This window comes from Pseudomonas sp. LBUM1670 (genome assembly GCF_059695695.1).
The window spans coordinates 858538-883959 of record NZ_CP166783.1; the positions used below are offsets into that span (position 1 = coordinate 858538).

The 25422-nt window shown below is 60.1% G+C and carries 19 protein-coding genes and 1 tRNA gene; 14 read left to right on the plus strand and 6 right to left on the minus strand.

What is annotated here, in order from left to right; translation table 11 throughout:
- The first annotated feature begins 84 nt into the window (after positions 1–84).
- From rbfA to ACA073_RS03890, 5 genes are all read left to right on the plus strand, one after another.
- A complete protein-coding gene (gene rbfA, locus ACA073_RS03870; protein ID WP_034148332.1) occupies positions 85–486 on the plus strand; it encodes a 30S ribosome-binding factor RbfA in 402 nt (133 codons plus the stop codon).
- 3 nt (positions 487–489) lie between these two features.
- Entirely contained in the window at positions 490–1407 is a 918-nt protein-coding gene (gene truB, locus ACA073_RS03875) for a tRNA pseudouridine(55) synthase TruB (protein ID WP_497401769.1), read from the plus strand.
- 117 nt (positions 1408–1524) lie between these two features.
- Positions 1525–1794, plus strand: a complete 270-nt coding sequence (gene rpsO, locus ACA073_RS03880; RefSeq protein WP_003176135.1) for a 30S ribosomal protein S15 — start codon at positions 1525–1527, stop codon at positions 1792–1794.
- Positions 1795–1989: 195 nt separating this feature from the next.
- Complete coding sequence (pnp, locus tag ACA073_RS03885) at positions 1990–4095, plus strand: polyribonucleotide nucleotidyltransferase (RefSeq protein ID WP_497401771.1); 2106 nt, start codon at positions 1990–1992, stop codon at positions 4093–4095.
- Between the two features lie 138 nt (positions 4096–4233).
- Positions 4234–4309 (plus strand) — tRNA-Thr (locus ACA073_RS03890).
- Between the two features lie 28 nt (positions 4310–4337).
- Here ACA073_RS03890 and ACA073_RS03895 read toward each other — a convergent pair.
- Complete coding sequence (locus ACA073_RS03895; protein ID WP_497401773.1) at positions 4338–4532, minus strand: hypothetical protein; 195 nt, start codon at positions 4530–4532, stop codon at positions 4338–4340.
- A gap of 180 nt (positions 4533–4712) precedes the next feature.
- Between ACA073_RS03895 and ACA073_RS03900 the strand changes: the two genes are divergently transcribed.
- Positions 4713–5018: a DUF6388 family protein gene (locus ACA073_RS03900; RefSeq protein WP_280162907.1), complete on the plus strand. Its 306-nt coding sequence runs from the start codon at positions 4713–4715 to the stop codon at positions 5016–5018.
- 119 nt (positions 5019–5137) lie between these two features.
- On the opposite strand, the gene nadC is transcribed toward ACA073_RS03900, so the two are convergent.
- Positions 5138–5986 carry a carboxylating nicotinate-nucleotide diphosphorylase gene (gene nadC, locus ACA073_RS03905; protein WP_497401775.1) on the minus strand — a complete coding sequence of 283 codons (849 nt, stop codon included), beginning with the start codon at positions 5984–5986 and terminating at the stop codon, positions 5138–5140.
- A 349-nt stretch (positions 5987–6335) separates the two neighbouring features.
- On the opposite strand from nadC, the gene ACA073_RS03910 reads away from it, so the two are divergent.
- From ACA073_RS03910 to ACA073_RS03925, 4 genes are all read left to right on the plus strand, one after another.
- Complete coding sequence (locus ACA073_RS03910; protein ID WP_497401777.1) at positions 6336–8552, plus strand: DUF1631 domain-containing protein; 2217 nt, start codon at positions 6336–6338, stop codon at positions 8550–8552.
- A gap of 64 nt (positions 8553–8616) precedes the next feature.
- Positions 8617–9174, plus strand: coding sequence for a 1,6-anhydro-N-acetylmuramyl-L-alanine amidase AmpD (ampD, locus tag ACA073_RS03915; protein ID WP_461951920.1), 558 nt, complete (start codon positions 8617–8619; stop codon positions 9172–9174).
- Between the two features lie 12 nt (positions 9175–9186).
- The gene (gene ampE / locus ACA073_RS03920) at positions 9187–10023 is read left to right on the plus strand and encodes a regulatory signaling modulator protein AmpE (RefSeq protein ID WP_497401780.1); all 837 of its coding nucleotides are present in this window, start codon (positions 9187–9189) and stop codon (positions 10021–10023) included.
- Positions 10024–10342: 319 nt separating this feature from the next.
- Complete coding sequence (locus ACA073_RS03925) at positions 10343–12373, plus strand: methyl-accepting chemotaxis protein (RefSeq protein ID WP_497401782.1); 2031 nt, start codon at positions 10343–10345, stop codon at positions 12371–12373.
- A gap of 131 nt (positions 12374–12504) precedes the next feature.
- Here ACA073_RS03925 and ACA073_RS03930 read toward each other — a convergent pair whose 3' ends face one another.
- Together ACA073_RS03930 and cra are read right to left on the minus strand one after the other, a co-directional pair.
- Positions 12505–13281 carry a TatD family hydrolase gene (locus ACA073_RS03930; protein ID WP_497401784.1) on the minus strand — a complete coding sequence of 259 codons (777 nt, stop codon included), beginning with the start codon at positions 13279–13281 and terminating at the stop codon, positions 12505–12507.
- Between the two features lie 3 nt (positions 13282–13284).
- Positions 13285–14280 carry a catabolite repressor/activator gene (gene cra, locus ACA073_RS03935; RefSeq protein WP_497401786.1) on the minus strand — a complete coding sequence of 332 codons (996 nt, stop codon included), beginning with the start codon at positions 14278–14280 and terminating at the stop codon, positions 13285–13287.
- Between the two features lie 281 nt (positions 14281–14561).
- Here cra and ptsP point away from each other — a divergent pair, with 281 nt between their 5' ends.
- Genes ptsP through ACA073_RS03950 form a run of 3 tightly spaced genes read left to right on the plus strand, consistent with a single transcriptional unit; the run spans position 14562 to position 20115 of the window.
- A complete protein-coding gene (ptsP, locus tag ACA073_RS03940; RefSeq protein WP_497401788.1) occupies positions 14562–17423 on the plus strand; it encodes a phosphoenolpyruvate--protein phosphotransferase in 2862 nt (953 codons plus the stop codon).
- A complete protein-coding gene (gene pfkB, locus ACA073_RS03945; protein ID WP_497401790.1) occupies positions 17423–18364 on the plus strand; it encodes a 1-phosphofructokinase in 942 nt (313 codons plus the stop codon). The genes ptsP and pfkB overlap by 1 nt, the downstream gene beginning before the upstream one ends.
- Positions 18365–18375: 11 nt before the next feature.
- A complete protein-coding gene (locus ACA073_RS03950; RefSeq protein WP_497401792.1) occupies positions 18376–20115 on the plus strand; it encodes a PTS fructose-like transporter subunit IIB in 1740 nt (579 codons plus the stop codon).
- Positions 20116–20304: 189 nt separating this feature from the next.
- Here the strand turns inward: ACA073_RS03950 and ACA073_RS03955 are convergent, their stop codons facing one another.
- On the minus strand, positions 20305–20604 hold the full coding sequence (locus tag ACA073_RS03955) for a hypothetical protein (protein ID WP_497401794.1): 300 nt from the start codon (positions 20602–20604) through the stop codon (positions 20305–20307).
- Positions 20605–21118: 514 nt separating this feature from the next.
- On the opposite strand from ACA073_RS03955, the gene ACA073_RS03960 reads away from it, so the two are divergent.
- A complete protein-coding gene (locus ACA073_RS03960) occupies positions 21119–22666 on the plus strand; it encodes an alkaline phosphatase D family protein (RefSeq protein ID WP_497401796.1) in 1548 nt (515 codons plus the stop codon).
- Between the two features lie 122 nt (positions 22667–22788).
- Here the strand turns inward: ACA073_RS03960 and ACA073_RS03965 are convergent, their stop codons facing one another.
- The gene (locus ACA073_RS03965; RefSeq protein ID WP_497401798.1) at positions 22789–25314 is read right to left on the minus strand and encodes a PepSY domain-containing protein; all 2526 of its coding nucleotides are present in this window, start codon (positions 25312–25314) and stop codon (positions 22789–22791) included.
- Positions 25315–25422: the final 108 nt, after the last annotated feature.

The following is a 25422-nucleotide window of genomic DNA, read 5'->3' on the forward strand; positions in this document are numbered from 1 at the left end:
CCCGGTCTGGCTTTTGTCAGGCCGGGCGTTTGCCGCTTTCAGACCCCTCGGGTTTCACCGTGGGGCAGTAACAGGTAACAAGACATGGCAAAAGAATACAGCCGTACCCAACGTATCGGCGATCAGATGCAGCGTGAGCTGGCACAGCTGATCCGTCGTGAAGTCAAAGACCCGCGCGTCGGCCTGGTCACCATTACCGCTGTTGAAGTCAGCCGTGACGTCGGTCACGCCAAGATCTTCATCACCGTGATGGGCCAGGACAGCGCTGAAGACATCGCACAAAGCATCAAGGTGCTCAACTCCGCCGCCGGCTTCCTGCGTATGCAGCTGGCTCGCGAAATGAAGTTGCGCAGCGTTCCGCAGTTGCACTTCCACTACGACGAAAGCGTCGTGCGTGGCGCGCACCTGTCGGCACTGATCGAGCGTGCGGTGGCTGAAGACAATCAGCACCCGGTTGCGGCCGAAGCCGAAGACACCAAGGAGTAATCGGTGGCTCAGGTCAAACGTATCCGTCGTAACGTCAGCGGCATCATCCTGCTCGACAAACCGCTGGGGTTCACCTCCAACGCGGCGCTGCAGAAGGTTCGCTGGTTGCTGAATGCCGAGAAGGCCGGGCACACCGGCAGTCTCGATCCGCTGGCCACTGGCGTGTTGCCGTTGTGCTTCGGTGAGGCCACCAAGTTCTCGCAATACTTGCTCGATTCCGACAAGGCTTACGAGACACTGGCGCAACTGGGCAAAACCACCACCACGGCGGATGCCGAGGGCGAAGTTTTGCAGGAACGCCCGGTGACCGTTGGTCGCGCCGATGTCGAAGCGGTACTGCCGAAATTTCGTGGGCAAATCAGCCAGATACCGCCGATGTACTCGGCACTCAAGCGTGATGGCCAGCCGCTGTACAAGCTGGCGCGTGCAGGCGAAGTAGTGGAGCGCGAACCGCGTTCTGTTACTATTGCGCGCTTGGAATTGCTGGCCTTCGAAGGTGATACTGCGCGGCTTGCGGTGGACTGCACCAAAGGCACCTATATCCGCACCCTGGTGGAGGATATCGGTGAAGAGCTCGGTTGTGGCGCTTACGTTGCTGAATTGCGACGTACCCAGGCCGGGCCTTTCACGCTGGCGCAGACGGTCACGCTCGAAGAGCTCGAAGCGGTACATGCCGAAGGCGGCAACGAAGCGGTCGACCGCTTCCTGATGCCATCGGACAGCGGCCTGCTGGATTGGCCACTGTTGCAGTTCTCGGAGCACAGCTCGTTCTACTGGCTTAACGGCCAACCGGTACGAGCCCCGGATGCACCGAAGTTCGGCATGGTACGGGTACAGGATCACAACGGTCGCTTCATCGGTATCGGTGAAGTGAGCGAAGACGGGCGCATCGCGCCGCGTCGACTGATTCGGTCAGAATGACCGGACGAGGGTGGCTGTTAACAGGCACGGTCACTACTCATTTTTAGATACAGGGATTTGTCCCTGGCCTGTTGAAGCTGTTTTTCTGAAACAGTTTCCTGATAAAAGGATTGCCTCATGGCTCTCGACGTTCAAGAAAAAGCTCAAATCGTTGCTGACTACCAGCAAGCTGTTGGTGACACTGGTTCGCCAGAAGTGCAAGTTGCACTGCTGACCCACAACATCAACAAACTGCAAGGTCACTTCAAGGCCAACGGTAAAGATCACCACTCCCGTCGTGGTCTGATCCGCATGGTAAACCAGCGCCGTAAGCTGCTGGACTACCTGAAAGGCAAGGATCTGGGCCGTTACCAGGCTCTGATCGGTCGCCTGGGTCTGCGTCGCTAATAAGCGATTGCGCTAGAGGTTGGTTGTCTGTCGTACGTCAGTGGGTTTCCCGCTGGCGTATGGCAGGCTCCCAGCCTCAAGTTTTATCTGGATACACGTTTTACCCTGGACAGGCGTTGGGCCGATTCCCGACATTGCCCAAGAATTTCGCAAGAAGACAAGTTCCCCAAGAGCCACAAAAGAAGGTAGGACACCGTGAACCCGGTAATCAAAAAATTCCAGTTCGGTCAGTCGACCGTTACCCTCGAGACTGGCCGTATCGCCCGTCAGGCCTCCGGCGCAGTATTGGTCACCGTTGACGACGACGTCAGCGTATTGGTGACCGTAGTCGGTGCCAAGCAAGCCGATCCAGGCAAGGGCTTTTTCCCTCTGTCCGTTCACTACCAGGAAAAGACTTACGCTGCCGGTAAGATCCCTGGCGGTTTCTTCAAGCGCGAAGGCCGTCCTTCCGAGAAAGAAACCCTGACTTCCCGACTGATCGACCGTCCGATCCGTCCGCTGTTCCCTGAAGGCTTCATGAACGAAGTGCAGGTTGTCTGCACCGTCGTTTCCACCAGCAAGAAGACCGATCCGGACATCGCTGCGATGATCGGTACTTCGGCTGCCCTGGCCATCTCCGGTATTCCTTTCGATGGCCCGATCGGCGTTGCCCGCGTTGCGTTCCACGAAAGCACCGGTTACCTGCTGAACCCGACTTACGAGCAACAGAAAGCATCGAGCCTGGACATGGTCGTTGCCGGTACGTCGGAAGCCGTGCTGATGGTTGAATCGGAAGCCAAAGAGCTGACCGAAGACCAGATGCTGGGCGCGGTACTGTTTGCTCACGACGAGTTCCAGGTTGTGATCAACGCGGTTAAAGAACTGGCTGCCGAAGCTGCCAAGCCGACCTGGACCTGGACTCCACAACCAGAAGCCACCGCTCTGCTGGGCGCTATCCGTGCCGAATTCGGCGAAGCGATCTCCCAGGCTTACACCATCACCATCAAGGCCGACCGTTACGCTCGCCTGGGTGAGTTGAAGGATCAGGTTGTTGCCAAGCTCTCCGGTGAAGAAGGCCAGCCTTCTTCCAGCGAAGTCAAAGCGGCCTTCGGCGAAATCGAATACCGCACCGTTCGCGAAAACATCGTAAACGGCAAGCCACGTATTGACGGCCGCGACACCAAGACCGTTCGTCCTTTGAACATCGAAGTCGGCGTTCTGCCAAAGACCCACGGTTCGGCACTGTTCACCCGTGGCGAAACCCAGGCGCTGGTCGTTGCAACACTGGGCACCGCCCGTGACGCGCAACTGCTGGACACCCTGGAAGGCGAGAAAAAAGACCCGTTCATGCTGCACTACAACTTCCCTCCATTCTCGGTAGGCGAATGTGGTCGCATGGGTGGCGCTGGTCGTCGCGAAATCGGTCACGGTCGTCTGGCCCGTCGTTCGATCGCCGCCATGCTGCCTGCCGCCGACGTGTTCCCGTACACCATCCGTGTAGTTTCGGAAATCACCGAATCCAACGGTTCGAGCTCCATGGCTTCCGTTTGCGGCGCTTCCCTGGCCCTGATGGACGCTGGTGTACCGATGAAGGCACCGGTTGCCGGTATCGCCATGGGTCTGGTTAAAGAAGGCGAGAAGTTCGCCATCCTGACCGACATCCTGGGTGACGAAGACCACCTCGGCGACATGGACTTCAAAGTAGCCGGTACCGCCAAAGGTGTTACCGCGCTGCAGATGGACATCAAGATCAAAGGCATCACCGAAGAGATCATGGAAATCGCTCTGGGCCAAGCCCTGGAAGCGCGCCTGAACATCCTCGGTCAGATGAACCAGATCATTGGCCAGTCGCGTACCGAATTGTCGGAAAACGCTCCGACCATGATCGCGATGAAAATCGACACCGACAAAATCCGTGATGTCATCGGTAAAGGCGGCGCGACCATTCGTGCGATCTGTGAAGAGACCAAGGCTTCGATCGACATCGAAGACGACGGCTCGATCAAGATCTTCGGCGAAACCAAGGAAGCGGCTGAAGCAGCACGTCAGCGCGTTCTGGGCATTACCGCAGAAGCTGAAATCGGCAAGATCTACGTTGGTAAGGTTGAGCGCATCGTCGACTTCGGCGCATTCGTCAACATCCTGCCGGGCAAGGACGGTCTCGTTCACATCTCAATGCTGAGCGATGCTCGCGTTGAGAAAGTGACCGACATCCTGAAAGAAGGCCAGGAAGTGGAAGTGCTGGTACTGGACGTGGACAACCGCGGCCGTATCAAGCTGTCCATCAAAGACGTAGCAGCAGCCAAGGCTTCGGGCGTTTAAGTACCCCCACGCCTGACCGCTTCAACGTTTTGAAAAATGCCCCGCAGTGAAAACTGCGGGGCTTTTTTTTGTCTGCAAAAATGGGCGACGATTTGTGAATTTGCCCGTCCCCCATCCCGGTGCTAGGTTTAGCTCACCGCCCGTGTAGCTCAGCCGGTAGAGCAGCGCACTCGTAACGCGAAGGTCGCAGGTTCGATTCCTGTCTCGGGCACCATTCCCCCTCTGTTATTTCATCTTTCTGCTCAGATCCTCACGGTACGTTTGAGCTGATCGATTGCACGATCCTGATCGCTGACTTCACGCTTGTGATGAATTCCTTGTGACGCGCCTGGATGGCACATCGCTATGATTTTTCCTTTTTGAGGGTTGGGTGCTGAGGGAATATTTTCAGAAAACCCTATCAACAGTTTTTTTGTAGATTTGATGTAAAGGTCCATATAAATCGTCTTCCAAACGTCCTATATTCGGACCTTGCACGAGCTCCACCCTGCAGTTTTCAATTGATCCACGAATGGTTCTGAAGGCCAGACAAATCGGGCTTCACACGGTTTTTCTGCGTCAGAGAGATCCTTGATGATCCACATCCATCTTCCATTCCCCCGATCAGCGAGAACGACATGACCGTTAAAGAATTGACCCAGGAAGCCAGGCACGAAGAAGCGCTGAAGAAGTACGTGCTTGAGTCGCCGCAATTAGCTGAAGAGATCAAGGACCTGCCGGCCGACGATCAGAAAGACCAGATCCAGTGGGCGTTCGAGGATGAGGCGGAAGCCCAGGGCTTGCAGCCGTGGGAACTGACGCTCAAGTACACCTCGAGCCCGGAAGAATTCGAGGCCGCGCGCCTGGTGCTGCACAAGGAGGCGGCCGAGGTATTGGGCGTCGAGTGGGAAGAGTACTGCGAGATGAACAATCTGGTGGTCTGACAAAATCAACGGCGCAACACCTGTGGGAGCGGGCTTGCTCGCGAAAGCGGTGTGTCAACCGACTAAATTGTCGTCTGACACACCGCTTTCGCGAGCAAGCCCGCTCCCACATTTCTGAATCAGAGGCTTAAACGCATCGACAGATCGACAGCCTTCACATCCTTGGTCATCGCGCCAATCGAAATGTAATCCACCCCGGTTTCTGCGATCGGCAACAGCGTGCTTTCGTTGATACCGCCGCTAGCCTCCAGTTTTGCCTTGCCGCCGTTCAGACGCACGGCTTCGCGCATGTCATCCAGGCTCAACTCGTCGAGCATGATGATATCGGCACCGGCTGCCAGGGCTTCCTTCAGCTCTGTCAGGCTTTCCACTTCGATCTCCACCGGTTTGCCCGGGGCAATCCTGTGCGCGGCGTTGATCGCTTCAGGGATGCCACCGCAGGCGGCGATGTGGTTTTCCTTGATCAGGAAGGCGTCGTACAAGCCGATGCGGTGGTTGTGGCAGCCGCCGCAGGTCACGGCATACTTTTGCGCCAGACGCAGACCCGGCAGGGTTTTACGGGTATCGAGCAGCTTCACCTGGGTCTCGGCAACGAAATCCGCCAGGTATTGCGCGCGCGTGGCCACGCCGGACAGCAATTGCAGGAAATTCAGTGCGCAGCGTTCGCCTGTCAGCAGCGAGCGCGCAGGGCCTTCGAGGTGGAACAGTGCCTGATTGGGCTGCACCCGTTCGCCATCGCGAACTTGCCAATGCACAGCCACTCGCGGGTCCAGTTGTCGGAACGCCGCATCGACCCAGGCGGTGCCGGCGATGACGGCGGCGTCGCGCGTGATGATGGTGGCTTTGGCCAGGCGTTCGGCCGGGATCAGTTGCGCGGTGATGTCGCCGCTGCCGATGTCTTCGAGCAACGCACGGCGCACGTTGGCTTCGATTTCGGCGGTCAAATCGGCGAGACGTAGATTCGGCATAACGGACTCCACAAACAAAGTGGCCCGATTATAGGGCCATGGCGCGGGGCAACCCAAGGCGTGAGAGAATTTCCAATCGCTCTGAAACCTGCATTTGGTCGATTCACTCGAGTATTTGGCGTTAAGCGGCGGTCAATCTGAAACGTCTATTTCAATAAGATGCACAGAGCCCGCTGGCACACGAGACATCTTTTGCAAGATAATACGCCTTGCATTTGACGTCATAGCTTTGACGCAACTTTGCATCCCCGATTATTGAATGACAGCGGATGGGCAGTGTCCACCGTTGAGCGCGGTTGTGAGGCCGGCGCTACGATCTACCGAAGCATTACCGTTTAAGGAGGCCAGGATGCACAACGACGGGAATGTAGTGCCTTTGCACAAGGCGGCTACCGATCTGGCGACCCCTTCGCCGCTCGCCCGTGTGCCTGTGATTCTGCTTCAGGTTCGCGACAAGGCCGCGCTACAGCTCAGGCAGGGTTTGCAGGAACTGTTCGATAACGCCGACGACACGCTGTTCGAAATGGCTGACCGCGCCCAAAACGATGTCGAGCAGAACATCTTCTTCGAAGCCATGCGCGACTTGCGCCTCAAGCGTAAAAGTATCGAGCGGGTTTTTCTCGAACAGTTCCTTGAAGCGTTTGTCGGGCTCGCCCGCAATGACTCTGCCCAGTCTGCCTTGCCCCGGACACCGGTCTTCGACGCTTCGGCAGCGCACTCCGGCGATGACCTGGAGCGCAGCGTGGCGGTGGAGGCCATGGTCAATAAGGTGCTGAGCCGCGACGGTTTCGGTCTCGATCAACTGACCGCCCGACTCAGCATGTTGCTGGGCAAGAAGCTGGTGGCTCAGCACAACCCACTGGGCCCGACGATGCTGTGTGAATACTTCATGCAGGCCGGGCGTAATCTGGGGGTGGAGATCAAGGTCAAGCTGATCATCCTGAAGCTCTTCGAGCGCTATGTGCTCAGCGACACCGACCAGCTCTACACCGAAGCCAATCAGTTGCTGATCGCCACCGGCATATTGCCCGACCTCAAGCCCGCGCCGGCGCGGCGTGCGACCGATCGCGCGGAGGCCAGTGTCAATGCCGAGCCCGCCGCAGTCGGTATCCACGCCGGTAGCACGCCGATCGACGACGGCGTGCAGGAAGTTTTCGCGGCGCTGCAGGAGCTGCTGTTCCACGTACGCGGCAGTGTTGCGCCAACGCTGGAGGTCAGTGCCACGGCGCAGCCGATTTCCACCCGCGACCTGCTGCGCCTGCTCTCGCATTTGCAGCAATACGTACCGACGCCAGCCGCCCAGGACGATTTCGACCTGCGCAACCAGCTTGAACAATTGCTGACCCGGGTCAGCGTCAAAAGCGGCAAGTCGCGCGTGGTCGGCGTGGCCGATGAAGACGTCATCAACCTGATCGCCATGCTGTTCGAATGCATCCTCGATGACCGCAACCTGCCGGACTCTCTCAAGGCGCTGATCGGCCGCTTGCAGATCCCGATGCTCAAAGTGGCTGTGCTCGACAAGAGTTTCTTCAGTCGCAGCAGTCATCCGGCCCGCCGTCTGCTCAACGAAATCGCCGCTGCGGCCATGGGTTGGGGTGAATGCGATGACCATCAGCGCGACAGTCTGTACCTGCGTATCGAGCAAGTCGTTCAGCGTTTGTTGAGCGATTTTGTCGATGATCCAGCCATTTTTTCCGAGCTGTTGGCGGATTTTCTTGCGTTTACCAGCGACGAGCGTCGTCGCAGCGAGCTGCTGGAACAACGCACTCGCGACGCTGAAGAAGGACGCGCCAAAACCGAAATGGCTCGTCAGCGCGTCGAACAGGCGCTGAACCAGGTGCTGTTGGGCAAGGTTCTGCCGCAGCGGGTGGTGGCGTTTGTCCAGGAGGCCTGGAGCCAGGTGCTGCTGCTGACCTGCCTCAAGCATGGCGATCAGTCTGACGAATGGCATGCCGATGTGCAAACCATGGAACAACTGGTCTGGAGCGTGCAGCGTCATGACGAACCTGACGCGAGCCTGCGCCTGTTGGCGCTGGTGCCAGGGTTGCTCAAATCCTTGCGTGACGGGTTGAGCAGCGCGGCGTTCGATCCGTTCGCCACCGGGGAGTTTTTCAGTGAACTGGAAAGCCTGCACGTTCAATTGTTCGAACGCCCGGATCAAACTCCTGCAACGAGCCGCGAGGCCGATGCGCCGGTGATGGTGCAAGTGCAAGATGAAATCGTTCTGCGCACCGCCGACGAAGGGGCGGTGGCGTCGACCTCGGTACACTTACCGACGGATGATGCGGGCCTGATTCAGGTCGATCAACTGCACGTGGGCTGCTGGGTCGAGTTTCAGGAGGATGAGGATCACAACCTGCGCTGCAAACTGGCTGCGATCATCGAGGCCACGGGCAGCTACATTTTCGTCGATCGCACCGGGATGAAAGTGCTGGAGCGCAGCCGTACCGGCCTGGCCCTGGATTTTTGCCGTGGCGCGGTGCGAACCCTGGACGACACCTTGCTGTTCGACCGGGCTCTGGAATCGGTGATCGGCAACCTGCGGCGTCTCAATCGCGGCAAGTGATCGCGCGCCGAGGGGCTATCGCGGCATACTGGGCGCCCACACAGTCGACGTTGAAGGAACCTGTATGCAGTTGGACCCCGCGAGCGGTTGGTGCCAGGGCGTGAATGTCTGCCCTTCACCCAACTTCAATGCGCGCCCCACGGGCGAAATTTCCCTGCTGGTGATCCACAACATCAGTCTGCCGCCGGCGCAGTTCGCCACCGGCAAGGTGCAGGAATTTTTCCAGAACCGGCTGGATGTCACAGAGCATCCCTACTTTGAAGGGATCGCTGACCTGCGGGTGTCCGCGCATTTTCTGATTGAGCGTGACGGCACCGTCACTCAGTTTGTCTCCTGTCTAGAGCGTGCCTGGCATGCTGGGGTGTCATGTTTCGATGGCCGGGAAACCTGTAACGATTTTTCCGTGGGCATCGAGCTCGAAGGCACGGATGATCTACCGTTTACCGACGCTCAATATGATGCGTTGACGGCCCTGACCTTACAGCTGCAAAGCACCTTCACGGCCATCACCGCACAGCGCATCTGCGGGCATAGCGATATCGCACCGGGGCGCAAGACCGATCCGGGGCCGGCGTTCGACTGGGCACGTTATCGCACCGCCTTGGCGCGCCGCCCTGGCTAAAGAGGAAAAAGAATGAGTTTTCTGGTGTTGCTGTTGGCGGTGTGGATCGAGAAATTCTCGGCCCTGCGCCATCGGGTTCAACGTGACGGCGGCTGGGTGCGCGAGCTGCACAAGCTGGAAGTCAGCCCGCGCCTGGTCAGTCGTCCGTGGTTGATATTGGTGATTCTGGTATTGCTGCCGGTGGCGCTGCTGGGTTTGCTGCTGGTGGTGCTGGAACCGGTCGCTTACGGGCTGTTGGCGTTGCCGGTGCATTTGCTGGTGGTCATCTACAGCCTGGGTCGCGGCGATTTGCTGGCCGGTCTCGGGCCGTTTCGCGATGCCTGGCGCCGGGAAGACCTGCAAGCCGCCGCTCACGTGGCAAAACGCGACCTGGATATTTGCGCCGACAGCGGCGAGCAACTGCTGGAGCGGGTTGAAGGGCATCTGCTCTGGGAGGCCTACCAGAGCTTTTTTGCGGTGATTTTCTGGTACTTCCTGTTGGGCCCGGTGGCGGCGCTGAGCTATCGACTGCTGGCACTTGCCGAAGAACATGGGCAGAACCTGGCGGTCGTCGAGCGCGCCACACAACTGCGCCATGCGTTCGATTGGGTGCCGGTGCGTCTGCTGGCGGCCAGCTTCGCGTTGGTCGGCAACTTTGTCGCGGTCAGCCGGGTGATGCTGCACGAACTGCTGAACTGGAACATCAGCGCCGCACGGTTGATCGAGAAAGTCGGGCTGGTGGCCGGTGAAATTCCTGCACCGGTGGTCGGACCGGACGGCATCAACAGTCTCGACCGGATCTGGGAATTGCTGCTGCGAGCGGCGGTGCTCTGGTACGCCGGTTTTGCGCTGTGGACCGTATTGCCATAATCCTACGTCTGAAGTGAACTCATTGTGGCGAGGGAGCTTGCTCCCGCTAGGTGCGAAGCGCCCCCGGCATCAGTTCAGACAGACCTGGTTGTCCAGGTTTGCGACTGCTTCGCAGTCGAACGGGAGCAAGCTCCCTCGCCACAAGGGATATCACTTGTCTGAAAGGACACCCTCTGCCTGAAGAGCAGTTCCCCGCCATTTACCTTAAGTTACAAACCCTCCCGCCGATTTAAGCTATACAGAGATTGCACTGAGTAGTGGCTATCTGCTGCCTTTCTGTGCCTGCCAATAAAAATAAGAATGCAAAGGGAGACTTCCAGTGAAGAGCTTGCTCTATCCCGCCGTTGCGCTAATGAATCGCCTGAGCTTCGGCATGAAGTTCAGCCTGATCAGCGTTCTGTTCCTGGTGCCGATGCTGGTGACCAACTTTTACCTGGTGCGCGATTCCTATCGTGAATTCCAGGGCACTCAGGTTGAACTGCAGAGCCTCGACTTGCTGGGCAGCAGTCTGGCCCTGCGACGCGATCTGGAAACCCTGAACAACCTGGTGCAGATCAACGTCACCCTTGGCCAGTCCGGCAAGGCTGGCAATGTCGAATCCAAGATCAGTGCTCTGGAACAAAGCGTGCTGGCCCGCCTGCAAGGGCTGGTGGCGATGACCACCGATCCGGAACTAATCACGGTTTTCGATGGCAAACGCGATGAAATGATCAGCGCGTTCAAGGCCCAGCAAACGGAAAACTCCCTGCAAAGCAAAAGTGCGCTGATCGGCAAGTTGCTCGGCAACGCACAGATTTTCAGCCAGATCATCGCCAGTCAGGCAGGCTTGAGCCGCGACAACCAGAGCGACATGCGTCAGCTCACTGAACTCATTACCAATGTCACGCCACCCGTCACCCAGATATTGGGCGATGGCCGCGCGATGGGCTCCTATTCGCTGGGGCAAGGGTTCCTCAATTCGTCGTCGAGCACCCGTTTCGATGAGTTGCTGGTGCAGATCGAAAAGCTGCAGGCCGAGTACGGTCTGAAGTTGCAGGACACGCTGGGCTCAAGCAAAGCGGCGCGTGAAACCCTGAGCGCCCAGGCCGAGAGCAGTAAGGCGACGCTGAAAAAAGCCAGTGAACTGTTCGAAGAGCAAGTGGTGATGGCTGACACCCTCGATGCGCCTTGGCAGGCCTTCTACGATCAGGTCACCGGCCTGATGGACCAGACTTACCAACTCAACGAAGCCACCCTGAAATTCCTCGATACCCAGTTGCAACAACGACTGACTCAGAACCGCACGCACATGGTTCTGCAGGCCGTTGCGTTGTCGGTGGTGTTTGTGCTGATTTTTTATCTCTATGGCGGCTTCTACGCCTCGACCCGCACCACCCTCAAGCGTCTTGGCGCGATGATGGATAAGGTGGCAGCCGGCGACATGACCGTGACCTTCAACGCCAACAGCCGTGATGAACTGGGCGAGTTGGGCGAGGTGTTCAACGGCACCGTGAAGAAAATCCATGACCTGATCGAGCGTGTCGGCCACACCGTCGGTGAAGTCGAGCGCCAGGCCGGTCAGGTCCAGAATGTATCGGCCCAAAGTAACCAGGCCGTCGCGGGGCAGCGCACGCAGATCGAACAGGTCGCCACGGCCATGAATCAGATGTCGGCCACGTCACTGGAAGTGGCCCGCAGTGCGGCGGCGGCGGTCAGCAGCGCCCACAGCGTCAACGACGAGACCATCAGCGGGCGCGGTCTGGTGGAATCGCAACAGGGCAGCATTGCCGCACTGGCCAGCGAGATCGATCAATCGGTGCTGGTGATCAATCAACTGGCCAGCGACAGCCAGTCCATCAGCCGCGTGCTGGAAGTGATCAAAAGCATCGCTGAGCAGACCAACCTGCTGGCGCTCAACGCGGCCATCGAGGCGGCGAGGGCGGGCGAGCAGGGTCGAGGCTTCGCGGTGGTGGCGGACGAGGTCCGGACACTGGCCAAACGCACCCAGCAATCCACCGAAGAAATCGAACAGATGATCGCCAAACTGCACAGCGGTGTCGGTGCGGCGGTGAAGGCCATGGGCTCCAGCCATCAGATGGCCAACGGCACGGTGGGGCAGTCGGAAAAGGTCCAGCAAGCGCTGGAGAATATCCTCGGCGCAGTCGGCATGATCGTCGACCAGAACCAGCAAATCGCCGCCGCAGTGGAACAACAGACTGCCGTGGCGCACGACATCGACCAGAACATCGTCGAGATCAACCGTGCCGGCGAGCGCACCGCTGAAGGTGCGCACCAGACCGAGGACGCCAGCCGGGCGTTGTCGGCTCAGGTGGTTGAGCTCAAACAGTTGATCAGTGCGTTCCGGGTCTAGAGAACCCACAGAAAACCAATGTGGGAGCGGGCTTGCTCGCGAAGAATTACTAACATTCAACATTTATGTCGACTGTTATACCGCTTTCGCGAGCAAGCCCGCTCCCACAGGAGTTGTGTGCATTAACTGATTTACCAGTCGAACACTTCACACGCATTGGCCGTGCTGACAGCCGCCAGCCGTTCAGGACTGATCGCCATGATTCCCGCCAGCGCCTCGCAGATCGCCGGCAAATGCGCCGGGCTGTTGCGTTGACCGGGAAACATGGCGGGCGCCATGTCCGGTGAGTCGGTTTCCAGCACCACCGATTCCAGCGGCAATTCAGCCAGCACGCGGTGCATGCGCAACGCCTGCGGCCAGGTCGCCGCGCCACCAAGGCCCAGTTTGAAACCGAGCTTGATGTACTCACGGGCCTCTTCCTGGCTGCCGGCGAAGGCGTGAATGATGCCCGCACGTTTCAACTTGAAGCGCTTGAGCGTAGCAATCACCGCCGCGTGGCTGCGCCGCACGTGAATCAGCGCCGGCAGATTGAAGTCCGCTGCCAGTTGCAGTTGCGCGTCGAACAGCGCCTGCTGGCGTTCGCGGTCGAGGGTTTCGATGAAGTAATCCAGGCCTATTTCGCCCACCGCACATAGTTGGCGATGACCGGCTAAACGGGTCAGCCAGTCACCCAGTTCGTGCAAGTCTTCAGGGCGATGCTCATCCAGATACACCGGGTGCAAACCGAACGCCGCGTGCAGATCGGGATCGCTCAGCACCAAATCCCAGACGCGCTGCCAATTGGCCTGATAAACCCCCAGCACCACCATCCGCCTCACGCCGAGGGCGCGGCTCTCGGCGAGCAGCGCCTGACGATCCTCGTCGAAGTCCGGAAAATCCAGATGAGTGTGGCTGTCGATCAGCTCCACGGTTCAGTCCTGGCGAATACGCTGCTTGAAGGTCCGCGCGATGGCTTGCACACCCGGCTGGTAATCGGATTGCTCGATGGCGGCCAGGGCCAGTTGCAGCGCTTTGTCGGCGATCAGCTGGTGCTGCTGGGCCATGGCGTTGACCGGCAGCGGCAGGAAGTCCAGCAACTGCGTGTCACCGAACGTGCCGAGGCGCAGCGGACGGGTTTTCAACGGGAAGTCGTGCAAGGCGTCGAACACGCCCTGAAGCAACACGTAGGACGTGGTTACCAGCGCATCCGGCAAATGACCCAGGCGCTGGAGCATTTCTTCCATCATCTGCTTGCCGCACTCGCGGCTGAACGATTCGCCGTGTTCAATCAGGATTTCTCCTTTGAACCCGGCCAATGCTTCCTTGAACCCGGCCGCCCGCTCCTGGCTGATGCTCAGTTCGGGACGTGCGCCAATCAGGGCAATTTGCTTGGGTAACGGATCGAGCAGGCTGCGCGTCAGTTGCAGACTGGCTTCGCGATCATCGCTGATCACCGAGCAGAAATGCTCAGGCTCCATGACCCGGTCGATGGCGATGATCGGGATGCCCTTGGCTTGCAACTGACGGTAACTGTCGTCACCGGCGGGCAGGCAACTGGCGACGATCAAGGCGTCGCAACGCCGGGCGCGGAACAGTTTCAGCAATTGACGCTCGCTGTCTGGCGCGTCGTCGGAGCTGGCGATCAGCAACTGATAACCACGGGCTCGGGCACCTTGCTCCAGCAGTTTGGCGATACGTGCGTAACTGGGGTTTTCCAGATCCGGCAGAATGAAGCCCAGGGTGCGGGTGTGCCGACTGCGCAGCCCGGCCGCTTGGGGATTGGGCGTGAAACCATGTTCTTCAACAACCGCGCGCACGCGCTCGACGGTGGCGCTGCTGATGCGCTGCTGTTCGGCCTTGCCATTGATGACATAACTGGCGGTGGTCACGGACACACCGGCCAGCTGGGCGATATCACTGAGTTTCAACGCGGGTTTTCCTTGTTTGTCGGCCGACATTTTCGCCAATGCTACCCGATTCAGGCAGGCGACCCTGTCTCAACGTATCCGACAGTTGGACTTCAAGGATGGGACATTATCGAGTAACGTGCCAATCAGTCTAGATTAAACGATTCAGCAGGCGTATTTTCTACGTTTCAGGTGCATTTGGCCGGTTCTGCCGTGAAACCGCCAAAAGTGATGATTAAGCGCTTAAGCTGACTTCATTCAAAACAATACCTGGCACCTCAAGGTGCCAAAAAGGAGAAAGCATGCTCGAGCTCACGATAGAGCAGATTTCCATGGGGCAATCGGCTGTGGATAAGTCCGCAGCGCTGCACCTGCTGGCACAACATCTGGTCGCCGATGGCCTGGTGGCCGACGGTTATCTCGCCGGTCTGCAAGCGCGCGAAGTCCAGGGCTCGACCTTTCTCGGTCAAGGTATTGCCATCCCCCACGGTACACCGGAAACCCGCGATCAGGTGTTTTCCACCGGCGTGCGGCTGATGCAGTTTCCCGAAGGCGTGGATTGGGGCGACGGTCAGATCGTCTACCTGGCGATTGGTATTGCGGCCAAATCCGACGAACACCTGCGACTCCTGCAATTGCTGACCCGCGCCCTCGGCGAGACCGATCTGGGCCAGGCCCTGCGTCGTGCCGGTTCCGCCGAAGCCTTGTTGAAACTGCTGCAAGGCGCGCCGCAGGAACTGGCGCTGGATGCACAGATGATCGGCCTGGGTGTGTCGGCCGATGACTTCGAAGAACTGGTCTGGCGCGGTGCCCGTTTACTGCGTCAGGCAGATTGTGTGAGCAATGGTTTCTCCGCGGTGTTGCAACAGGTCGAAGCGCTGCCACTGGGCGATGGCTTGTGGTGGTTGCACAGCGAACAAACGGTCAAGCGCCCGGGCCTGGCTTTTGTCACCCCGGATAAACCGATGCGTTATCTCGGTCAACCGCTCAGTGGCCTGTTCTGTCTGGCCAGCCTCGGCGAAGCGCATCAAGCCTTGCTTGAGCGCCTGTGTGCGTTGCTGATCGAAGGCCGTGGCCATGAACTGGGCCGCGCCACCAGCAGCCGCAAAGTGCTCGAAGTGCTCGGCGGTGAATTGCCGGCGGACTGGCCGAGCGCACGCATTGCGTTGGCCAATGCCCACGGTTTGCATGCGCGCCCGGCGAAAATCCTCGCGCAACTGGCGAAAAGTTTTGAAGGCGAGATTCGTGTGCGCATTGTTGATGGCCAGGACAGCGCTGTGTCGGTGAAGAGCTTGAGCAAGTTGCTCAGCCTCGGCGCCCGTCGTGGTCAGGTGCTGGAATTCATCGCCGAACCGAGCATTGCTGCCGACGCCTTGCCAGCCTTGCTGGCCGCGATCGAAGAAGGACTCGGTGAAGAAATCGAGCCATTGCCGGCCGTGAGCCAACAGCGCGAAGTGATTGCCGATGTGGCCGAAGTGTTGCTCGCGCCAGCGTCCGGCAGTCTGGTCCAGGCTATCGCCGCCGCGCCGGGGATTGCCATCGGCCCGGCGCATATTCAGGTGCTGCAAACCATCGACTACCCATTGCGCGGTGAGTCCGCCGCCATCGAGCGCGAGCGTCTGAAGCAAGCGCTGGCGGACGTGCGTCGCGACATCGAAGGGCTGATCGAACGCAGCAAATCCAAAGCCATTCGCGAAATCTTCATCACCCACCAGGAAATGCTCGACGACCCGGAACTGACCGATGAAGTCGAGACTCGCCTCAAGCAAGGCGAAAGCGCTGAAGCGGCGTGGATGGCGGTGATCGAAGCGGCGGCGAAACAACAGGAATCCCTGCAGGATGCCTTGCTCGCTGAGCGCGCGGCAGATTTGCGCGATATCGGCAGACGAGTGCTGGCGCAACTGAGCGGCGTCGAAACCCTGAGTGAACCTGATCAACCTTACATTCTGGTGATGGACGAAGTCGGTCCGTCCGACGTGGCGCGTCTCGATCCAACCCGCGTCGCCGGCATCCTCACCGCCCGTGGCGGCGCTACCGCGCACAGCGCCATCGTCGCCCGCGCGCTCGGTATTCCGGCGTTGGTCGGCGCAGGTGCGGCGGTGTTGCTGCTGGCACCGGGCACGCCGTTGTTGCTCGATGGCCAGCGCGGTCGCCTGCATGTAGATGCCGATGCAGCGACCTTGCAGCGCGCCACCGAAGAGCGCGACACCCGCGAGCAACGCTTGAAAGCGGCCGCCGAACAACGTCATCAACCGGCGCTGACCACCGACGGTCACGCGGTGGAAGTGTTCGCCAACATCGGCGAAAGCGCGGGCGTCACCAGTGCGGTGGAGCAGGGCGCCGAAGGCATTGGCCTGCTGCGCACCGAACTGATTTTCATGGCCCACTCGCAGGCGCCGGACGAAGCGACTCAGGAAGTCGAATACCGCCGCGTGCTCGATGGCCTCGCCGGTCGGCCACTGGTGGTGCGCACCCTCGACGTCGGCGGTGACAAGCCGCTGCCGTATTGGCCGATCGCCAAAGAAGAAAACCCGTTCCTCGGCGTGCGCGGCATTCGCCTGACCTTGCAGCGTCCGCAGATCATGGAAGCGCAGTTGCGCGCCTTGCTGCGTGCCGCTGATAACCGTCCGCTGCGCATCATGTTCCCGATGGTCGGCAGCGTTGATGAGTGGCGTCAGGCGCGGGACATGACCGAACGGCTGCGTCTGGAAATCCCGGTTGCAGACCTGCAACTGGGGATCATGATAGAGGTGCCGTCGGCTGCGTTACTCGCGCCGGTGTTGGCCAAAGAGGTCGACTTCTTCAGCGTCGGCACCAACGACCTCACGCAATACACCCTGGCCATCGACCGTGGTCACCCGACCTTGTCGGCTCAGGCCGACGGCTTGCACCCGGCGGTGCTGCAACTGATCGACATCACCGTGCGCGCGGCCCATGCCCATGGCAAATGGGTCGGCGTGTGCGGCGAACTGGCGGCCGATCCATTGGCGGTGCCGGTGCTGGTCGGCCTCGGTGTGGATGAGTTGAGCGTGTCGGGACGCAGCATTGCCGAGGTCAAGGCGCGCATCCGCGAACTCAGCCTGACCCAGACTCAAACCCTTGCCCAACAGGCGCTGGCCGTGGGCAGCGCGAATGAAGTGCGCGCATTAGTGGAGGCCCTGTAATGGCCCGGATTCTCACCTTGACCCTCAACCCGGCGCTGGATTTGACCGTGCAATTGCCGCGCCTTGAACCCGGTCAGGTCAATCGCAGCGACGAGATGCACACCCACGCCGCCGGTAAAGGCGTGAACGTGGCGCAGGTGCTGGCGGACCTCGGGCATCAGCTCACCGTCAGCGGTTTTCTCGGCGAAGACAATCTTCAAGCGTTCGAAACCCTGTTTGCCAAACGCGGTTTTGTCGACGCGTTTATCCGCGTCCCCGGCGAAACCCGCAGCAATATCAAACTGGCGGAACGCGACGGACGCATCACCGACATCAACGGCCCCGGGCCAATGGTCAGTGAGGCGGCGCAGCAGGCGTTGCTGGATCGACTGGATCAGATTGCGCCGGGGCATGACGCGGCAGTGGTGGCCGGCAGCTTGCCGCCGGGCATCAGTCCTGAGTGGTTGCAGGCGTTGGTTCAGCGCTTGAAAAACCTCGGGTTGAACGTCGCGCTGGACACCAGTGGCGAAGCGTTGCGAGCGGCGCTCAAGGCCGGTCCGTGGCTGATCAAACCGAACACCGAAGAACTGGCCGACGTGCTCGGCTGCGAGGTGATTTCGGTCGCGGCTCAAGCCGAAGCGGCAAGCCGTTTGCACGCGCAAGGCATCGAACACGTGGTGATTTCCCACGGCGCCGACGGGGTGAACTGGTTCAGTGTCGGCGCGGCGATGCATGCCACGCCGCCCAAGGTCAGCGTCGCCAGTACGGTGGGCGCAGGGGATTCGTTACTGGCCGGCATGCTTCACGGTCTGCTCAGCGCCGACACGCCGGAACAGACCCTGCGCACCGCCACGGCGATTGCCGCGATGGCGGTGACCCAGATCGGTTTCGGAATCGGCGATGCGGCGCAGTTGGCGCGGCTCGAACAGGGTGTGCGCGTGCGTCCCCTGACAGAACAATAAGAGGGTTTGTCATGAAGTTAGCCATTGTTACGGCTTGTCCGAACGGCATGGTCACCAGTGTGCTGTGCGCCCGTTTGCTCGATGCCGCAGCGCAGCGGCAGGGCTGGAGCACCAGCGTCGAAGTGATTGACGCGGCGCACCCGGAACTTCAGTTGTCGGAGGCCACGATCGAGGCCGCCGAGTGGGTGTTGCTGGTGACCAGCGCGCCGGTGGACATGTCACGATTCGTCGGCAAACGCGTGTTCCAAAGCACCCCGGCGCAAGCGCTGCAAGATGTCGAAGCGGTGTTGCGGCGCGGTGCCGAAGAAGCTCAGGTTTACGTCGCACCCGAAGCCGTGGCCGAGCCAGTGGCCCTCGTTAAAAACGCCCCGCGCCTGGTCGCGATTACCGCGTGCCCGACCGGCGTTGCTCATACCTTCATGGCCGCTGAGGCTTTGCAGCAAGCGGCGAAACGTTTGGGTTATGACTTGCAAATCGAAACCCAGGGTTCGGTCGGCGCGCGCAATCCTTTGAGTGCGGCCGCGATTGCCGATGCCGATGTGGTGCTGCTGGCGTGCGACATCGAAGTCGCCACCGAGCGTTTTGCCGGCAAGAAAATCTACCGTTGCGGCACCGGCATCGCGTTGAAGCAAGCCGAAGCGACGCTGAACAAAGCACTGGCCGAAGGCAAACAGGAAAGCGCTGCGACCGGTGCCAAAGGCCCGGCCAAACAAGAGAAGACCGGCGTCTACAAACACCTGCTGACTGGCGTGTCGTTCATGCTGCCGATGGTGGTGGCGGGCGGTCTGATGATCGCGTTGTCGTTCGTCTTCGGCATCACCGCGTTCAAGGAGGAAGGCACGCTTGCTGCGGCGCTGATGCAGATCGGCGGCGAGACTGCGTTCAAGTTGATGGTGCCACTGCTGGCGGGTTACATCGCCTACTCGATCGCCGACCGCCCGGGCCTTGCGCCGGGGATGATCGGTGGTCTGCTGGCGAGCACGTTGGGCGCCGGTTTCATCGGCGGGATCATTGCCGGTTTCATCGCCGGTTACGCGGCGCAGGCAATCAATCGGTATGCGCGTTTGCCACAAAGCCTCGAAGCGCTGAAACCCATCCTGATCATCCCGTTGCTGGCGAGTTTGTTCACGGGGCTGGTGATGATCTACGTGGTCGGCAAACCAGTGGCCGGGATGCTCGCCGGGCTCACGCATTTCCTCGACAGCATGGGTACCACCAACGCGATTTTGCTAGGGGTGTTGTTGGGCGGCATGATGTGCGTCGACCTTGGCGGGCCGATCAACAAGGCGGCCTATGCGTTTTCGGTGGGGCTGCTGGCCTCGCAGAGTTATGCACCGATGGCGGCGACGATGGCGGCCGGCATGGTGCCGCCGATTGGCTTGGGCATTGCGACGTTCATTGCGCGTCGCAAATTTGCTCAAACTGAACGCGAGGCCGGGAAAGCGGCGTTGGTGCTGGGGTTGTGCTTCATCTCCGAAGGCGCGATTCCGTTTGCCGCCAAGGACCCGCTGCGGGTGATTCCGGCGAGCATCGCCGGCGGTGCGCTGGCCGGGGCGCTGTCGATGTATTTCGGCTGCAAGCTGATGGCGCCGCACGGTGGATTGTTTGTGTTGGCGATCCCGAATGCGATCAACCATGCACTGCTTTATTTGCTGGCGATTGTGGCCGGGAGTTTGCTGACGGCCGTGGTTTATGCGGTGGTCAAGCGACCTGAGGTTGTCGAATTGGCAATAGAACCCGTTAGCGCCTGACACCTAACCAATGTGGGAGCGGGCTTGCTCGCGAAAGCGGTCTTTCAGTCACCAATGCTGCTGAATGTGGAACCGCATTCGCGAGCAAGCCCGCTCCCACAGGGTATCTCCAGCGGACATAAAGTCTGTGTTCGACACTGATCCCTTGTAGGAGCGAGCCTGCTCGCGAAGACGTCAGTGGCCACACCGCTAAATCGTGGCTTTGTACTCGTTCTCCCGCTGCAACGCCCGCGCCTGAACCACGTTCAGCACCGTACAGCCCTCACGCATGAGCAGATGCACGGCGCGGGTGATGTGCGTCAGGTCGCAGTCGGAAGTGTTTTTTAGATTGAGGCTGGTCAGTGTATCCGCCAAATCGCGAACCACGGTGAAGCGGTGCATGGCGCAGGCGGTGAGTTCGCTGAGTTCTTTGTGGGTGTTGACGAAGAGCACCGGTGTTTCGGCGTCGTAGGTGTCGATCGGGAGGTAACGCGGCATGACTTGGAACATAGGTGTAACTCCAAATAGAGCTACCACCGTTCGCGGCCAAGCGAAAAAGGTGGCAGCTGTGTGCGGGTTGGCCGACCGGCACACCCAACCCCGGCACACCCTAAGGTGTCCCGCGCACAGCTGCCATAACACGACATCCAGACATGAAAATGTCTAAACAATGACGCTGATGCGTTTGGTGTGGTCGACCGGCCAAGGTCGTTCGCGGTGTTTTTCGCGAGCACGAACTATGGAGTCGATACCGAAACGCGGCAACAAGATACGTTGTAGGAAACGTCTTGAAAAGTTGTGTGCCTCACCATGATCATTTCCACACGTGTGGGAGAACGACGCGAACCCTGTAGGAGCCGAGCTTGCTCGCGAAGGCGGTGTAGCTGTCGGCATCGTTGGTGAATGTAAAACCGTCTTCGCGAGCAAGCCCGCTCCCACAGTGGGATTTGTAGTGTTGGTGGATTTTGTGTCATGCCCGGTTCATGCAGGCATGTTTTAGTTTTCCTCTTTCAGGGAGAACACCATGAGCGAATTCGACCTCGGTCGCCGTCGTGTCATGCAAGCGGTCGGCGCCGGGCTGTTGTTGCCCGGCCTCGCGCCGGCGGTGATCGCTTCGGTCAAGGATCGGCCGCAACTCACCGATGGTGTGCAGTCCGGCGACGTGCTGGGTGACCGGGCGATGGTCTGGAGCCGCAGCGATCGTCCGGCGCGGATGGTGGTGGAGTGGGACACCCGCAGTGTGTTCGGCAACCCGCGCCGATTCGTCTCGCCACTGGCCGACGCCCGCACCGACTTCACCGCGCGCGTGGAGCTCACCGGGCTGCCCGCCGATCAGGCGATTTTCTATCGCGTGCACTTCGAAGATGCCCAGAGCGGCGTCGCCAGCGAACCCTGGTTCGGTCACTTGCGCAGCGTGCCGCAGACCCGGCGCGACATCCGTTTCGTCTGGAGCGGCGACACCGCCGGCCAGGGTTTCGGCATCAACCCGGACATCGGCGGTATGCGCATCTACGAAGCCATGCGTTTACGTCTGCCGGACTTCTTTATCCACAGCGGCGACTCCATCTACGCGGACGGCCCGATACCGGCGCAGCTTATTACTGAGAGTGGCCGCGTGTGGCGCAACATCACCAGCGAAGCCAAGAGCAAAGTTGCCGAAACCCTCGACGACTATCGTGGCAATTACCGCTACAACCTGATGGACGAAAACGTCCGTCGCTTCAACGCCGAAGTGCCGCAGATCTGGCAGTGGGATGACCATGAAGTGGTGAACAACTGGTCGCCCGGCAAGCAACTGGATGAACGCTACAAGAGCAAGGATATCCTCAGCCTGGTGGGGCGCGGGCGTCAGGCCTGGCTCGAATATGCACCGATGCGTCCGCAGACCGCCGATGGTGGCGGGCGGATTTATCGCAAGATTGGTTACGGGCCGATGCTCGATGTGTTTGTGCTCGACATGCGCAGTTATCGCGAAGCCAATGACAGCAATCTGGGTGCCGCAAAACCCTTTCTCGGGCGTGAGCAACTCGACTGGCTCAAGCGTGAATTGAAAGGCTCAAAGGCCCAGTGGAAAGTCATCGCCGCCGACATGCCGATCGGCCTCGGCGTGCCCGACGGTGAAGTCAGCCCCGGCGTGGCGCGCTGGGACGCGGTGGCCAATGGTGATCCGGGACCGGCTCAGGGGCGTGAGCTGGAAATCGCTGAATTGCTCGGTTTTCTGCGGGCGCAGCAAGTGCGCAATTTCGTGTTCCTGACGGCGGATGTGCATTACTGCGCGGCCCATCATTACCACCCGGATCGTGCGGCGTTTCAGGACTTCGAACCGTTCTGGGAGTTTGTTGCCGGGCCGTTGAATGCGGGGAGTTTCGGACCTGATCCGTTGGATAAAACCTTTGGGCCGGAGGTGGTGTTCGAGAAGGCACCGCCGGCGCAGAACATGTCGCCGTTTGCCGGGTTTCAGTTTTTTGGCGAGGTGAATATTGAGGGGCAGACGGGGGAGATGAGTGTGGTGTTGCGGGATCTGGATGGGGTCAGCGTGTTTGAACAGAAGTTGCAGCCTGTAGAAGGTTAACGAACGACACCTGGCCCATGTGGGAGCGGGCTTGCTCGCGAAGGCGGTCTATCAGCCAATAAATATGGCGACTGTTAATCCGCTTTCGCGAGCAAGCCCGCTCCCACAGGGACGGTGGGGTGTCAGTAGACGTCGCGGCGGTAGCGGCCTTGCTCGATCAGGCGGTCGACCTCTTCGATTCCGAGCACTTCGTTGAGAACGTGGTCGACTCCTGACGCCATCCCCTGCAAGCTGCCGCAGATGTAAATCACGGCACCGTCGGCCAGCCATTGCTTGAGCAAATTTGCCGATTCACGCAGGCGATCCTGCACGTAGATCTTCTCGGCCTGATCTCGCGAGAAGGCCAGGTCCAGACGCTCGATATCCCCCGAAATCAGCCACTCTTCCAGCTCGGCGCGGCACAGGTAGTCGTGCTCGCGATTGCGCTCGCCGAACAGCAGCCAATGACGTTGCTGCCCATCGGCGATCCGCGCCTTGAGCAAACTGCGCAGCCCGGCCAGGCCGGTGCCGTTGCCCAGCAGGATCATCGGCACCGGTTCGACCGGCAGATGGAAACCGCTGTTGCGTCTTACGCGCAAGCTGATGGTGCTGCCCACCGGCGCGTGTTCGGTCAGCCATCCGGAACCGATGCCCAGACTGCCGTCGGGATGCAGTTCCTGACGCACGATCAGTTCCAGTACGCCGTCGGCGGCTATCGAGGCGATGGAGTATTCGCGCATGGCCAACGGCACCAGCGCGTCCACCAGCGCTTGCGCATGCAGGCCGACCAGATGGGCGCGGTTCTCGGGCAGTTGTCGACTGGCGAGGGCTTGCTCCAAGGGTTGTGTCAGGCCATCAAGCGTTACCGCCGCGCGGCCGTCGATGCCCAGACCATCGAGGAAATGCTCGATGACCCACGAACCATTGCGCGGCAACACTTCCACCAGATCACCGGCCAGCCAGCTGCTGGTCGTCGGGGCGATAAGGCCGAGCAAGTAAACCGGCGAACCGCTGCTGTCCGGGTTCATCAATTCGCGGCGGGCGAGTGTCCAGTTGTCGTAGCTCGGTGCTTGCCAAGTGTCGACGGGCGCTTGTCCGGTCAGCAGACCGAGTTGTTGCTGCCAGTGACGCAAGGCATAAGGATCACCGCAATCGACTTCCACGGGTGCGAACAGGTGCTTGCCGCCGTGCTCGCCGAGCCAGGTGTGCAAGCGACGGGCGAAACCGCAGAAGTGCTGATACTGGCGATCTCCGAGTCCGAGCACCGCGTAATTCAGGCTCTCCAGGCTCAACGCGCGGCCCAGCACCTTGCGTTCGAAACCGCGGGCGCTGTCCGGCGCTTCGCCGTCGCCGAAGGTACTGACCACGAACAGCGCGTTGCTGGAATCACGCAAATCCTGTTCGCTGACATTCGCCAGCGGCTGAACCTTCACCGGCAGGCCGGCAGCCTGCAATTGCCCCGCGGTCTGCCACGCCAGTTGTTCGGCAAACCCGCTCTGGCTGGCGAAACCGATCAGCCACGCCGGTGTGCCGCTGCCCGGTTGTGCGAAACCTTTGCGGGCGTCCTTGATCTGCTTTTTCTTGCGTCGACGATCCAGGTACAGCAACCAGCCGGTGATGAAAAACAGCGGCATGGTCAGCGCGCTGATTGTCAGGATGATCCGTCCGACAATCCCGAAGTAACTGCCGACGTGCAGCGCGTAGATGCTCGTCAGCAGTTGCGCCTTGAGGCTCTTGTCGCTGTAACGGTCATGGCGTTTGACGATGCCGGTGGCCGGCTCGAGGGTGATCTGGTTCAGCGCGCGGTCGTGTGGCGAGGAGTTCAACAGGTAGAACACGGTCGCCGGTTGCCCGGCCACTGGCGGCATGCGGATGTTGTAAGCACTCAGTGCCGGACCGGCAGCGCTGTAGATGCTGCTCCACATCGCGGCGTAATCGGCGGTCGGTGCCGGGCCCTCAGGCGCAGGACCACGATTGCGAACGCGCTCGTTCTGCGGCGCATCGGAAAGCAGTTGGGTCAGGCCCTTGTTGTACCACTCGTAAGACCAGGACAACCCGGTCAGTGCCGCCAAAAGGTAAAACACCAGGCACCAGGTGCCGGCCACCGAGTGCAAATCCCAATTAAAGCTGCGGCCCTTTTTCATCCAGTCGAGGGTCAGCCAGGCGCGCCAGCTTGTCCACTGGCGCGGCCAGCGCAGGTACAGACCGGACAGGCAGAAAAACACCAGGATCAGCGTGCAGGCGCCGGTGATTTGCCGACCGGTATCGCCCATCGCGAGGAAACGGTGCAGTTGCAGCATCAGGCCGAAGAAATCCTGGCCGGTGGCGTCGCCCAAGAACTCGGCGGTGTACGGATCGAAGTAGCGCATCTCCCCGCGACGCTCGCCCGGTGGCGGCGTGAAGTTCACCCGCGCGGCGTTGCCGCTGTCGGTATCGACCCAGAGCATCGAGACTTTCTTGCCCGAGGCGCCTTCGATTTTTTCCACCAGTTCGGCGGGCGGCAGCACGCCGGAGACCTGCTTCTCGACCTGCAACACAGAAGGGTTGAGCGCGCGCAGGATTTCATCCTGAAACGACACCGTCGCCCCGGTGATGCCCATCAGGGCCAGGACCAGCCCGGCACTGATGCCGAAAAACCAGTGCAACTGGAACAGGGTTTTCTTCAACACGTCGCTCGCCTTGTTCGTTCGAAAATTGTCATCACGGCGCGCATTATGCCGTGGGCTGTCGAGAAGCATTCTTTTTTACGCACAAAAGCCCCGTTCATATGGATGAAC